The following is a 13206-nucleotide window of genomic DNA, read 5'->3' as shown; positions in this document are numbered from 1 at the left end:
AAAACAGCACCCTTTTATAGCTCGACAGCGTCGTAGTAGTCGTGAGAACCATGAGAAGCCATGTCCAGCCGGGCCTGTGGGCCGCGGGCTGCGCCATCGCGCTGGCGGTGACCTGCGTCGCCGCCGCGCCGGCCAGCGCGCAGGCGCCGAGCGCGGTATCAGGAAACGGAACGCTGCAGGGCGCGTTCGCGGCGGCCGCACACGAGTCCGGGGTGCCGCTGAACGTCCTTGAGGCGCTCGCGTATCAGGAATCTGCTTGGACCGACCACGGTGGGGCGCCGTCCACCTCCGGCGGTTACGGGATCATGCAGCTGACCGACGTCTCGGCGGCGACGCTGGACGGGCTCGACCCGGACAGCGCCAAGGCGGCGGCGGTCGAGGCCGATCCGACGCTGGCCACGGCGCAGAGTGCGGCGAAGCTGATCGGGAAGGACAAGGGCGCCGTCGAGCGGGACGACGCGACGAACATCCGTGCCGGTGCCGCGCTGTTGGCGTCCGACGCCAAGAAGCTCGGCGGCGGCAAGCTCCCGGCCACCGCCGGGGGCTGGTACGCGGCGGTCGCCAAGTACAGCGGCGCCACCGACGCCGCGACGGCCAAGCAGTTCGCCGACCGGGTGTTCACCACCGTGCGGACCGGCATGGCCACCTCCGCGTTGACGCTCGCGGGGGACGCGTCCGTCGCTGCGGACGCCGGCTCCATCAACGCCCTGCATCTGAGCGCGCCGGCGGCGGTCAAGGCCGCGACGACCTCGCCGAACGGCACGCCGCTGCCGGAGTGCCCCGCCGATCTGGACTGTGACTACAATCCGGCGGCGCTGGCGCTGAACAACCCGGCGGACCTGTCCAGCTACGGCAACTACGACCCGGCGAACCGGCCGGCGCAGTCGGCGATCCGCTACATCACGATCCACGACACCGAGGACACGTACGCCGGCGCGATCTCGACGTTCCAGAACCCCGCGGTCTACGCCTCGGCGCACTACATCGTGCGCTCCTCGGACGGCCACGTGACGCAGGCCGTGCCGACGCAGGACATCGCCTGGGACTCCGGCAACTGGTCGATCTACCAGCACGCGGTCTCGATCGAGCACGAGGGCTGGGCGATCCACGGCGCCTCCTGGTACACCGAGGCGCAGTACGAGACCACCGCGGAACTGGTGCGCTACCTGGCCGCGCGGTTCAACATCCCGCTGGACCGGCAGCACATCTTCGGCCACGACGAGGTGCCCGGCTCCAAGGACGCGAACCAGACCAGCCAGCACTGGGACCCGGGGCCGTACTGGGACTGGTCGCACTTCATGGACCTGGTCGGCGCGCCGATCGTGCCCTCGTTCAGCCCCTCGAAGCTGGCCGACCCGAGCTTCAACCCGCTGGGCTCCGTGGTGGTCGTGAAGCCGGACTTCCAGGGCAACCTGCAAGTGGTCTCCGGCTGCACCACGGCCAACGACCCGACGCCGGGCGCGGTCCCGGGCCAGTGCGGCGAGCAGCCGTCGCAGCCCACGAACTTCGTCTGGCTGCGCACCGCCGCGGACCCGAACGCGCCGCTGCTGTCTGAGCCCTACCTGCACGCCGACGGCTCGCCGGGCACCGACTCCGCCGACGACTGGGGCGACAAGGCGGTGACCGGGGAGAAGTTCGTGGTCGCGGACCGCAAGATCACCTCCGACGGCCTGTGGACCGCGATCTGGTACGGCGGCCGGGAGGCCTGGTTCGAGAGTCCGTGGTCGGACTTCTCGGCCCTGCCGTCCACCGCCACGGTGGTGACGCCCAAGCCCGGCGTGGCCTCCATCCCGGTCTACGCGACGGCGGCCCCGGAGGCGTCGGCCTACCCGGCGCCGATCGCGGCGGTCGACCTGCGCACGCCGAAACTGCTGTCGCTGTACTCGATCCCGGCCGGGCAGTCGTACGTGACCGCCGGTCCCGCGGTGAACGGCGAGTACTGGTACGCGCGCAACATCGACGGCTCGGCGCCGGACGACCGCACGGACGTGGTCGGGACGACGATGTTCTACCTGATCCAGTACAACCACCGGCTGGCGTGGGTCAACGCGGCCGACGTGACCGTCTCGCAGTCCTGACCATATCGCGGTCCTGATTCACGAGAAGCGCAGGTAGCGGCCGTCGTATCGCCCGTACGCGGGCGATACGACGGCCCGAGTGACACAATGCTCTGTCATGGACTCGATAGACGCGGCCGAGTTGGCCCTGAGCCTGCCCGAGGTCGACCCCGACCGTCCGAGCCCGGCGCGCATCTACGACTTCTGGCTCGGCGGCTCGCAGAACTTCGAAGCGGACCGCGAGGCCGGCCGCCGGGCCGCCGAGGCGATGCCCGCGCTGCCGGCCAGCGCGCAGGCCAACCGCCTGTTCCTGCGGCACCTGGTCGAGAACCTGGTCGCCGAGCGCGGGATCACGCAGTTCCTCGACCTCGGCTCCGGCGTCCCCACGGTCGGCAACGTGCACGAAGTCGCGCAGGCGGCCGACCCGGACGCGACAGTCGTCTACATCGACCTGGACCCGGTGGCCATCGCGCACGCGCGGACTTTACTGGCCGACAACGCGACCGCCCACGCGGCGCTGGCCGACCTCCGCGAGCCCGAGGCGGTACTGGAGCACCCCTTGGTCCGCGACACGATCGACTGGAGCAAGCCGGTCGCCGTGCTGCTGTTCTCGGTGCTGCACTTCATCCCCGACTCCGACCGTCCCGGGGACATCATCCGCGCTTTCCTGGGGCCGTGTGTCCCGGGCAGTTACCTCGCGCTCTCCCACGGCGCGCCGGACGACGACGCGCCCGAGGCGCAGAAGGCCGCGGTCCGCGAGTACGCCTCGCGCACCGGCGTGCCGGTCACACCGCGCACCGCCGAGCAGATCACGCCGTGGCTGACGGGTCTGGAGATCCAGCCGCCGGGGGTGGAGGACATCCGGCTTTGGCTGCCCTCGTTGGCCGAGAGCCACCAGACGATCGCGCCGTTCATCGGAGCGCTGGCCCGCAAGCGCGCTTAGACGCGGTGGGCACGCCTAAGGTAGCGTCGTGAATCAGGCAATGCCGACCATCGCGCTCAGCTACACCACCCCCTTCTTCGGGGCCGACCCGGACCGGCTGGTCACGGTGGCCCGCCAAGCCGAGGAATGCGGCTTCGAGGCCATGTATGTGCCCGAACACGTGGCCGTCTACCCGGGAGCCCAGATCGGCGGCTGGCAGATCCCGACGGACATCCCGTTCCCGGACCCGTTGGACATCCTGACGTTCGCGGCCGCGAACACCGAGAGGCTGTTGCTGGGCACGGGAGTCCTGCTGCTGCCGTACCACCACCCGGTCACCCTGGCCAAGCGCCTGGCCACCATCGACGTCCTGTCGCGCGGCCGCATGCGCCTGCTCGGCATCGGCGTCGGCGCCCTGCCCGGCGAGGCGGCGGCGGTCGGCGTCGACTACACGACCCGCGGCCGGCGCACCGACGAGGCGATCGACGTGATGCGCGCGCTGTGGGCGCCGGACGCCGACGCGGACGGCGCGACGTTCCACGGCGAGTTCTTCACGTTGGACCACATCCACAGCTACCCCAAGCCGCTCACAGAACCCGGCCTGCCGATCCACATCGGCGGATCGAGCGAGGCCGCGGCCCGGCGCGCGGGACTGCGGGGCGACGGCTGGCTGCCCGGCGGCTCGCTCACCGAGGAGGGGCGCACAGCGCTGTGGGAGCTGGTGAAGTCGACGGCGGAGCAAGCCGGCCGCGACCCCGGCGCGATCGACTACACGCGGATGGGATCGCTGGAGACGACCCCGGAGGAGGCCGAGCGGCTGGGGACGCAGGGCGTCACGCGCATCGTGGTCGGCGCGCCGGCCGGGGAGCCGGAGGAGCAGTGCGCCCAGCTGGTGGAGTTCGCCGAGCGGTTCGGGCTCGGGAAGGGCTGAACCCGCGCTACCCCGCGCAGATCCGCTCGACGAACTCACCCAACTGCCGCTCGCTCAGGTGCGCCGCCAAGTCCGCCTCGCTGATCATGCCGACCAGCCGCTTGTTCTCCACCACCGGCATGCGGCGGATGCGGCGGTTCTCCATCTCGTGCAGCACGTCGGCGACGTCGGTGTCGACATCCACCCAGCGCGGGGTGCCCTCGCAGAGGTCGGCGCAGGTGGTCTTCGCGGGGTCGTGGCCCAGGGCCACGCACTTCACCACGATGTCGCGGTCGGTGATGATGCCGCACAGGCGCTCGTTCTGGTCGCTGACCGGCAGCGCGCCGACGTCGAGGCCGCGCATCAGCTCGGCGGCGCGGTCCAGGGTCTCCTCGCGGTAGATCCACTGGGCACCGGGATGCATGATGTCCTTGGCAGTGGTCATGATCGCCTCCCTGGGCTCGGCCCCGTCGGGACTGCCACCTCCATCGTGGTCACCACAGGCGGCAACGCGCCACCGGAGCCGCGATCACACCGCCGCGAGCAACCGCCGCACGAACTCGTTGCGGAACTTCCCGTCGGGATCGCGCCGCTCCAGCAGCGCCCGGAAGTCGCCGGCCCGCTCGTACCCCGCGATCGCCGCCGCCGGCCCGCCCGAGAACACCTTTCCCCAGTGCGGGCGCGCCCCCAGCGGCATCAGCACCCCCTGGACCGCCGCGAGGGCCGGCTCCACGGCGGCGCGGTCCGCGACCCACGTGAAGTGGATCGCCACGCTGTCCCGCCGGTAGGCCGGGCTGAGCCACAGCTCGTCGGCGGCGACGGTCCGGATCTCGGAGATCTGCACCACCGGGGCGAGGAGCGGTCCCAGTTCGCGCACCGCGTCGAGCGCCTCGGCGGCCCGCGACCGGGCAACGAAGAACTCTGATTGGAGTTCGGCGCCGCTGCTCGGGGTGAAGCCGGGGCGGAAGTGCGGCAGCCGCTCGTGCCAGGGCCCCGGGACGCCCAGCTGCTCGGTGCAGTTCTCAGCGGACATGCCGGGGATCGGGTGCGCGGCACGCGTCGCGAGCCGGCCGCCCAACCAGCCGTCGTCGGGCCGAGCAGGCTCCGATCCGTCCCCGGCCACCTTGGCCTTCACCCAGACCGACGCCTCGCCCCGCCATTCCGTGAAGCCGCTGACGCTGTATCCCGCCGAGAAGACCTCCTCGAACCGGGCGATCAGCTCTCGCATCGCAATGCCCTCGTACACGAACTGCGCGACATCGAACGTGGGCACCACATCGACCGTCATCCGCGTGACCACCCCGACCGCCCCGAGCCCCACCACGGAGCCGTCGAAGTCCGGCGTGTCGCCCCGCGTCAGCTCGACGACACCGCCGTCCGGCCCGACCAGCCGCATCCCCCGCACCAGCGCCGCAAGGCCCTGATTCCGGTCCCCCGAACCGTGTGTGCCGGTGGCGCAGGCACCGGCCAGCGAGATGTGCGGAAGCGAGGGCAGCGCGGCCAGGGCGAACCCCGCGGCGTGCAACCGCGCCGCGAGATCCGCCAGCCGCATGCCCGCCGAGACGGTCGCCGTGCCCGCGTCCGCGTCGACCCGCGCCTCGGCCGGCAGCGCGTCGAGCACGACGAGGTCGCCGTCGCTGCCACCGTCGCTGCCGGTGTCGGTGTCGGCGAGCCGGTTGAACGAGTGCCCGGTCCCGAGCACCCGCACCGACCGCGCCCCGGCCACGATCCGCCGCACCTCGTCGAGCGAGGCCGGATGATGGCTCCGGGCGGGGTGGAAGACGACGTTCCCAGCCCAGTTGCGGATCTGTTCGCTCATCGGTCGAGATCTCCCGGTGTTCTCGGTAACATCGCCGACCATCGAGTCACGCCGCGGACCCGGATGTCAACGCCAGGACAGGTCCAGTGCGCCGGCCGGCTGACGCCCGAGGGCGGCAGCGGATCCGTCCGGGCCGCCGGCCAAGCGCTCCAGCGTGACGTTCGCCGCCGCGAGGTCCTGCACGCCCAACCCGATCAGCTTGCACACGGTGATCTGCTCATCGGCGGAACGGCCCGGCGTCTGCCCGCTGATGAGCTCGCCGAGTTCGATCGGCGCCACCTTCGGTCGCACCCCCGCGCGGTGCGCATACGCGAGATCGCCATACAGGGCGGTCAGGTCCCTGCTGTCCACGACCACCAGGTCGGCACGCGCGATACAGCCGGGAGCGAGTTCGGCCTTGCCCGCGTCGTCCGCGCCCATGGAGGTCACATGTGTTCCCGGCGCCAGCCACTCGGCCTCGACCAGCGGCTGCGTGGCAGCCGTCGCCGTGATCAGGACATCAACACCCGCACAGGCATCTCGCGCTGTAGGTACGACTAGGACGTCGACTCCGTCCAGGCGCCGCCGAAGCGCCGCAGCCACGCGCTGTGCGGACTCCTCTCGCCGGCCCCAGATCCGCACCGACGCCACCGGACGCTCCGCAGCCGCGGCCAGCACCTGGAGGTACGCCTGCACCCCGGTGCCCAGCACTCCGACCGAGGTGCTGTCCTCCCGGGCCAACAGCCGCGTGGCCAGCGCACCGGCCGCCGCGGTCCGTACGTCGGAGAGATGGTGGCCGTCACGGAGCAACGCCACCGGCTCGCCGGTCCCCGAGTCGAAGGCCATGATCACGCCGCTCGCGCCATGGCCGGCGAACCAGCTGCCCACCTTGACGACGAACACCGGCGAGCCGGGCAGCCATGCGGACTTGACGTGCACGTCGCCGTCCGGCCCGGCGGGCGCGAACACCGAAACCGGGGACTCCCCCACTTTCCGGCTGTAGTCGGCGAAGGCGCGCGCGACCGGCTCGATCAGGTCTTCGAAGCCGATCGCCGCGCGGATCGCGTCGGGCTCGAACGAGACCATCCCGGCCACCGACGCGCCGCTCATTCCGGGATCCGATCGAGCGTGCCCCGGCCGACGAGGACCACGTCGGCGCCCACTTCGACCGACGACACGCCGGTCCCGCCGCCGTGGGCCCGGATCGTGATCGTGCTGGGACGGCCGAGGAAGCGTCCCTGATGAAGGGTGGCCGTCTCGCCGTCTCCGAGCCGGTCGTGGCGGCGCAGGTAGGCGGCGACGCAGCCGGCCGCACTGCCCGTGGCCACGTCCTCGACGACGCCGTCGTTGTTCCAGTGCCGGCCTTCCATGGCCGCCGCGTCCAGCAGGTAGGCGAACTGCGCTCCGATCGCTGAGAGCTGCTGTTCGAGGTCTGGTACCACGATCCGGGCCTGTTCGAGCACGCCACTGCGGACCGGCAGGATCAGGTAGCGCAGACCGGTGGACACGACCTGCGGCGGAAGTCCGGGATCGAGGTCCTTCTCGGCCAGGCCGAACCACGCGGCCGCGTCGGCCGGTATGGCCGGTATCGCCGGCTCGCTGAAGAACTCGGCGCGGCCCTGATCCAGCACGGCTGAATAGTGGCCGGACGCGCGGCGCTCGGTGGTGATGCGGACGGTGCGCGCCGGAAGGCCGATGGTCCAGGTCTCCGGAGCGCCGCCGCCGTGCAGTTCGTGCAGAACGCAGGCCGCGCCGAGGACCGGATGCCCGGCGAAGTCCAGTTCCTCGAAGAGGTCGAAGACGCGGGCCTGCCGGCGGTGGACGTCGGAATCGGAATCGGAATCGGCATTGGCATTGGCATTGGCATTGGCATCGACATCGGAATCGGCGCCGTCGCCGTCCGGGACCAGGAAGATCGATTCGAAGTGCCGCAGTTCGCGGGTGATCCGGGCCATCTGATCGCCGGTGAGTCCGGACGCGTCCGCGAAGACGGCGAGGCTGTTGCCCGAGTAGGGCTGCGACGTGAAGACGTCGACATGGAAGTAGTGGGAGTACTGGGAGTACTGGCTGTCCTGCATGATCGCGACGCTACGCGGCCGCCGAGTTCAAAGGAACTGGCCAACTTGGACCCCCTCGTATAAGAATTGCTTATGGTCCAGGACTTGGAAACCGGCTTGCTCCGGGCGTTCGTCACCGCGGTGCGCGCGGGCAGCATCAGCCGCGCCGCGCAGGTTCTCGGCCAGACCCAGCCCGCGCTCAGCCAGCAGCTCCGCAAGCTGGAGCGGCGGACCGGACAGCCCCTGCTGCACCGCGCCGCGACCGGCGTGAGCCTGACGCCGGCCGGGGAATCCCTTCTGCCGTATGCCGAACGGATCCTCGCGCTGTCGGCGCAGGCGCTGCACGCCACCCGGACCTCGCTGGCCGGGCACTGCGGCGTCGGCCTGATCGAGGACCTGGCCGCGGCCCGCCTGCCGCAGGCCCTCGCCGACTTCGGCCGCCTGCATCCCGAGGCGACGCTGGAGGTCTTCAGCGGCCCCGGCCCGGCGATGCGGGAGGCGTTCGACGCGGGCCGGATCCACATCGCGCTGTGCGATCCGGACTACCTGCCCGAACCACCGCGCTGGTCGGTACGGCTCCCGCTCACGTGGGCCGTCGGCACTGGGCTCGATCTGCGCGCCGATCCGCTCCCGCTGGTGCTGTTCTCGCAGCCGTGCGGGTGGCGTGCCCCGGTGCTCTCCGCGCTTGACGCCGTCGGACGACCGTGGCGCGTCGCCTTCGAGAGCACCGGACTCGCCGGCGTCCACGCCGCCGTCCGCGCGGGTCTCGGGGCGGCGGCGCTGCTGCCGGCGAACATCGAGGCCGGGATGAGCGCGGTGGACGACGCCGCCCTGCTCCCCGTCCTGCCGGATGTCGTGCTCGGACTGGTCCGGCACTCACGGACGGCCGGCGATCCCTTGATCGACGCGGTGGAGGCGGTGCTCCGGGGCGTCGTCTAGCGTTGTCCAGGTGCACGGATCGTCTACGCCGCGGCCAGGTGCGCCGGCTAGAACTCGGCGAGCTTGGCGACGGCCGGGGTGACGTACTCGTCCTTGTCGTACAGGTCGACGTGCGAGGCGCCGTCGATCCAGTGCAGTTCCTTCGGGCCGCCGGCGCTCTGGTAGGCCTGGACGCTCATCCAGGACGTGATGGCCTGGCGGCCGGCGATCAGCAGCAGCGGCCGCGGGGCGATGAGGCTGACGGTGGCCAGGCCGTCGAAGGTCGCGATGCGGTCGACGCTGGGATGCCCGACGACGGGCGCCTGCGCCGCGTCCCGGGCCTGCGCCGCGAGGAACTGGCGATGCTGGCGCACGTGAGCGTGGACTACATCGTGCGGCTGGAGCAGGGCCGCACGAACCGGGTCTCGCGCACCGTGCTGGAGGCCCTCGCCGACGCCCTGCAGCTGGCACCCGACGAGCGTGCGTACCTGTTCACGGTCGCCGACCTCACACAGAGCGCGCCGACGCGCCGTCCAAGCCAGTCCGGGGCGGCCCCGCGGTTGCAGCGGCTGCTGGACCTCATGACCGACGTCCCCGCGATCGTGGTCAACCACCGCATGGACGTGCTGGCCTGGAACCGCGGCGGCGCCGGTCTGCTGGCCGATTTCAGCGCGCTGCCGCCGGGGCGGCGGAACATGATCTGGCTGACGTTCCTGGACGAGTCCTTCCGCACGCTCTACGGCGACTGGCCGCGCGCCGGCAAGAACTGCGTGGCGACGCTGCGCATGGAGGCCGGGAGCCGGCCCGACGATCCCGCGCTGAACGCACTCGTCGGGGAGTTGAGCGTGCGGGACAAGGATTTCCGGACATGGTGGGCCACGCATCAGGTGCGGGGACCGGGCCAGTTGGTGAAGACCTACAACCATCCGATCGCCGGGACGATGGACCTGGATGTGCAGCAGTTCTCCGTGGACACGAACCCCGATCAGAAGCTGATCGTGTTCACCGCGGAGCCCGACACGGAGTCGGAGAAGGCGCTGCAGTTCCTCTTGCAGTGGTCTGACACGCATGTGAGCGCTGGGGCATAGTCGCCCGTCGGTATCAGTGCTCTTGCACTGTCCCGCTCGACGCCCGGACCACCAGCTCCGGAGCGAAGCGCTCGACGCGCTCCTCCCGCTCGGCCTGATCGGCGTGCAACAGCGCGATGGCACGGTCGGCCATCTCGTCGAGCGGGTGCCGGATCGAGGTGAGCGGCGGGTCGAGCACCTCCAGGATCGCGGTGTCGTCGAACGCTGTCACGGCCACCTCCGCGGGCACCGCGACGCCGGCCCGGTTCAGCGTGCTGACCAGCCCGATCGCCAGCACGTCGGCGGCACACACCACGGCGTCCACGTCGCCGCGCATCCTCAGCACGCGGCGTCCGGCCTTGCGGCCGGCGTCGGTGGTGATCGAGGGCAGCACGATGGTGCGGCCGTCCGCACCGCACCGGTCGGCGAAGGCGGCCGAGCGCTCGGCGCCCGATGACGAGCTCTGCTCGGCGGCGACCAGCGCGATCTTCTCCCGGCCCAGGCCCCGCAGGTGGTCGATCAGCATGCTGATGGCCGCGTGGTTGTCCAGGGTCAGCGCGACCGTGCCGGCGCCATCGGCCCAGCGGTCGAACTGCACGACGGGCCGGACCGAGGCCGCGGCCCGGATCGCCGCGCCGGAGGCCGCGGTGGTCACCGGCACCACGATCAGGCCGTCGACCTTGCCGTTGGCCAGCGTGTCGATCTCGCGGGCCTCGATGTCCGGGGCGTTGGCGGCGTCGGAGACCACCAGCACGCCGCCGCCGGCCCGCACCCGGCGGGACAGCGCCTCGATGAGCTGGACGAAGTAGGGGTTCGCCAGCGAGGGCACGACCACGCCGAAGGTCCCGGTGGTCCCGGTGCGCAGCGCCCTGGCCGACGGGTTGGTCCGGTATCCCAGCTCCCGGGCCGCGCGCTCGACCCGCTCGACGAGCTCGGGGGCCACGTTGCGCGGCGTCCCGGCGATGACCCGGGAGGCGGTCGCACGGGAGACGCCCGCGAGTTGGGCGACGTCGACCAGACGAGCCGTCACCGGGACGTCCTTTCCCTCACGGAAGTTTCGCGTCGATGGTACTTGACGGTGTGGTGAACATCATGCAGGGTATGGGAAATCGATCTCCCGGGAGGTGAAGATGGCGTCGATCACGGTGGTCGGCTCCGTGAACCGCGACGTGGTCCTGCAGGTGCGGGGCCTGCCGCGGCCCGGGGAGACCGTGCACGCGGTCGGTTCGCGCGAGGGTCTGGGCGGCAAGGGCGCGAACCAGGCGGTGGCCGCCGCGCGGCTGGGCGGCGGGGCCGGCGGGGCCCACGGTGGCCACAGCGCCCACAAGGCCCACAGGGTCCGGCTGGCCGCCAAGGTCGGCGCCGACGCGCAAGACATCCTGGCCTCGCTCGAGAAGGACGGCGTGGACACCCGATGGGTGGTCACCGCCGACCGGACCCGCACCGGCCTGGCGCTGATCACGGTGGACGAGGCCGGCGAGAACACGATCGTGCTGGACGGCGGCGCCAACCAGGAGCTGACCGTCGCCGACCTCCCCCCGGAGCTCGGCACGAGCGGCGATGTGCTGATGGTGCAAGGGGAGATCCCGCCGGAGGTGACCGGGGCGGCCGTCGCACGGGCCGCGGCGCAGGGCGTGACCGTGATCCTCAATCCGGCGCCGGCGTACGCGTTCGGCGACGACGTGCTCAAGCGCGTGGACGTGCTCGTCCCGAACCTCGGCGAGCTGTGCACGCTGCTCGGCGCGCCGGTCCCGGCCACCCGCGGCGAGCTCGAGGACCTGTTGGCGGCCCAGGTGCTGCCGGCCGGCGCGCTCGTCGTGACGCTGGGCGCGGACGGCGCGATCGTGGTGGACTCGCAGGGGACGACCCACATCCCGGCACCGCGCGTGACCGCCGTCGACACCGTCGGCGCCGGGGACACGTTCTGCGGCGCCCTGGCCGACTCGCTGGCGCGGGGACGGCCGCTGCGCACCGCCGCCGAACGCGCAGTCCTGGCCGCGGCCCTGTCCGTGACCGGCGTGGGAGCGCAGAGCGCGATGCCCACCGCCGCAGACGTTGACCGATTTGCCCAGCAGGTTGACCAATTCGCACAGCAGCAGGAGAACACCCGATGAAGACCCTCAAGCTCGGACTTTTCGAGAACGCGCAGACCAACTCCGGCGGCACGGCCACCTGGCGGCACCAGGACAGCGAGCGGCACCTGTTCGACACGCTCGGCTACTGGAAGCGGATCGCGGCGCTGTGCGAGGACGCGAAGTTCGACTTCCTGTTCCTGGCCGACGCCTGGGGCTGGTCGGAGGTGCGCGGCACGCGGCCGGCGATCGCCAGCGAGGAGAGCCTGGACCTGCCGCGGCTGGACCCGGCTATCGTCGCGGCGGCGCTGCTGTCCGCCACCTCCGAGCTCGGGCTGGTCATCACCGGATCGGTGCTGGTCGAGCCGCCGTATTCGTTCGCGCGCCGGATGGCCACCCTGGACCAGCTCTCGCAGGGCCGGCTCGGCTGGAACATCGTGACCACCGGAACCGCTGACACCGCTGTGAAGGCGTTCGGGATGGACATGGTCGCGCACGACGAGCGCTATGCGATGGCCGAGGAGTTCTTGGAGGTCGTCTACAAGTACTGGGAGGGGGCCTGGGAGCCGGACGCGCTGGAGAAGGACAAGAACGGCCGGTTCGCCGACCCCGAGCGCGTGCACCTGATCAAGCACGCCGGCAAGTACTTCCGCTCCGAGGGCTACGGCAACACCGCCTACTCCCCGCAGGGCACGCCGGTGCTCTTCCAGGCCGGGGCCTCGCCGGCGGGACGGCGCGTGGCCGGACGGCACGGCGAGTGCGTCTTCATCGGCAGCGGGTCGGCCGAGCAGCTCGGCGCGCACACCTCGGCCATCCGGGCCGAGGCGGTGAACGCCGGCCGGAACGCCGACGACGTGAAGGTCATGTCGGCGCTGGCGTGTGTGGTCGGGGCCACCACCGCCGACGCCGAGCGGCGGTACCAGCGCATCCTGGACGCGCAGCGGCCGGAGGTCACCGTCGCGAGCTACGCGATGTTCACCGGCATCGACCTGTCGTCGTACTCGCACGACACGCCGATGGCGGAGCTGAGCACGGAGATCTCCCAGACGCAGCTCGCGCGCTTCGCCGACAAGACGGTCGGCGACGTCCTGCGGGACTGGCACAAGCACGGCGTCGGGGCCAAGCCGATCGTCGGCAGCGCCGAGGAGATCGCCGACCAGATCTGCGCGCTGGCCGACGGCGCGGACCTGGACGGCTTCCTGCTGTCGCCGACGGTGCAGCCGGCCTCGACCACCGACTTCATCGAGTCGGTGCTGCCGATCCTGCGGCAGCGCGGAGTCGTCACGACGGAGTACCGCGACGGGGAGTCGCTGCGGGAGCGGCTCACCGGGTCCTCGCAGGCGACGCTGCCGGGAAACCACCCCGCCGCCTCGCACCGCCACCAGCGGCACGCGGCTCAGTGAGC

13 protein-coding genes are annotated in these 13206 nt (G+C 71.6%); 7 read left to right on the top strand and 6 right to left on the bottom strand.

The window, feature by feature from the left end:
• Positions 1–50: 50 nt before the first annotated feature.
• From ABIA35_RS39310 to ABIA35_RS39300, 3 genes are all read left to right on the top strand, one after another.
• Complete coding sequence (locus ABIA35_RS39310) at positions 51–2078, top strand: N-acetylmuramoyl-L-alanine amidase (RefSeq protein ID WP_370361312.1); 2028 nt, start codon at positions 51–53, stop codon at positions 2076–2078.
• A 97-nt stretch (positions 2079–2175) separates the two neighbouring features.
• On the top strand, positions 2176–3000 hold the full coding sequence (locus ABIA35_RS39305; RefSeq protein ID WP_370361311.1) for an SAM-dependent methyltransferase: 825 nt from the start codon (positions 2176–2178) through the stop codon (positions 2998–3000).
• A 40-nt stretch (positions 3001–3040) separates the two neighbouring features.
• Positions 3041–3910 carry a TIGR03619 family F420-dependent LLM class oxidoreductase gene (locus tag ABIA35_RS39300; protein WP_370344797.1) on the top strand — a complete coding sequence of 290 codons (870 nt, stop codon included), beginning with the start codon at positions 3041–3043 and terminating at the stop codon, positions 3908–3910.
• 7 nt (positions 3911–3917) lie between these two features.
• Here ABIA35_RS39300 and ABIA35_RS39295 read toward each other — a convergent pair whose 3' ends face one another.
• The 4 genes from ABIA35_RS39295 to ABIA35_RS39280 all read right to left on the bottom strand — a co-directional run bounded on the left by ABIA35_RS39295 (position 3918) and on the right by ABIA35_RS39280 (position 7765).
• The gene (locus ABIA35_RS39295) at positions 3918–4334 is read right to left on the bottom strand and encodes a CBS domain-containing protein (protein WP_370344696.1); all 417 of its coding nucleotides are present in this window, start codon (positions 4332–4334) and stop codon (positions 3918–3920) included.
• An 84-nt stretch (positions 4335–4418) separates the two neighbouring features.
• Entirely contained in the window at positions 4419–5708 is a 1290-nt protein-coding gene (locus tag ABIA35_RS39290; RefSeq protein ID WP_370344695.1) for a D-arabinono-1,4-lactone oxidase, read from the bottom strand.
• Between the two features lie 66 nt (positions 5709–5774).
• Positions 5775–6797, bottom strand: a complete 1023-nt coding sequence (locus tag ABIA35_RS39285; RefSeq protein ID WP_370361310.1) for an ornithine cyclodeaminase family protein — start codon at positions 6795–6797, stop codon at positions 5775–5777.
• Complete coding sequence (locus ABIA35_RS39280; RefSeq protein ID WP_370361309.1) at positions 6794–7765, bottom strand: PhzF family phenazine biosynthesis protein; 972 nt, start codon at positions 7763–7765, stop codon at positions 6794–6796. Before ABIA35_RS39280 ends, ABIA35_RS39285 begins: the two co-directional genes overlap by 4 nt.
• Positions 7766–7849: 84 nt before the next feature.
• On the opposite strand from ABIA35_RS39280, the gene ABIA35_RS39275 reads away from it, so the two are divergent.
• Positions 7850–8683, top strand: coding sequence for a LysR family transcriptional regulator (locus ABIA35_RS39275; RefSeq protein ID WP_370361308.1), 834 nt, complete (start codon positions 7850–7852; stop codon positions 8681–8683).
• Between the two features lie 47 nt (positions 8684–8730).
• Here the strand turns inward: ABIA35_RS39275 and ABIA35_RS39270 are convergent, their stop codons facing one another.
• Positions 8731–9036, bottom strand: a complete 306-nt coding sequence (locus ABIA35_RS39270) for an alpha/beta hydrolase (protein ID WP_370361307.1) — start codon at positions 9034–9036, stop codon at positions 8731–8733.
• Between ABIA35_RS39270 and ABIA35_RS39265 the strand changes: the two genes are divergently transcribed.
• Positions 9025–9750 (top strand): helix-turn-helix transcriptional regulator, encoded by a 726-nt coding sequence (locus ABIA35_RS39265; RefSeq protein WP_370361306.1) that lies wholly within the window; start codon positions 9025–9027, stop codon positions 9748–9750. The two genes, ABIA35_RS39270 and ABIA35_RS39265, sit on opposite strands and share 12 nt — an antisense overlap.
• A gap of 13 nt (positions 9751–9763) precedes the next feature.
• Here ABIA35_RS39265 and ABIA35_RS39260 read toward each other — a convergent pair whose 3' ends face one another.
• Complete coding sequence (locus tag ABIA35_RS39260; RefSeq protein ID WP_370344690.1) at positions 9764–10759, bottom strand: LacI family DNA-binding transcriptional regulator; 996 nt, start codon at positions 10757–10759, stop codon at positions 9764–9766.
• Between the two features lie 100 nt (positions 10760–10859).
• Between ABIA35_RS39260 and ABIA35_RS39255 the strand changes: the two genes are divergently transcribed.
• Both ABIA35_RS39255 and ABIA35_RS39250 read left to right on the top strand, forming a co-directional pair.
• Entirely contained in the window at positions 10860–11843 is a 984-nt protein-coding gene (locus tag ABIA35_RS39255; protein ID WP_370361305.1) for a ribokinase, read from the top strand.
• On the top strand, positions 11840–13204 hold the full coding sequence (locus ABIA35_RS39250; RefSeq protein ID WP_370344688.1) for an NtaA/DmoA family FMN-dependent monooxygenase: 1365 nt from the start codon (positions 11840–11842) through the stop codon (positions 13202–13204). The genes ABIA35_RS39255 and ABIA35_RS39250 overlap by 4 nt, the downstream gene beginning before the upstream one ends.
• Positions 13205–13206 lie beyond the last annotated feature (2 nt).

The organism is Catenulispora sp. MAP12-49, assembly GCF_041262705.1.
GTDB lineage: Bacteria > Actinomycetota > Actinomycetes > Streptomycetales > Catenulisporaceae > Catenulispora.
Note: the sequence above shows the minus strand (reverse complement) of the source record. Positions and strands in the feature narration are given on the sequence as shown.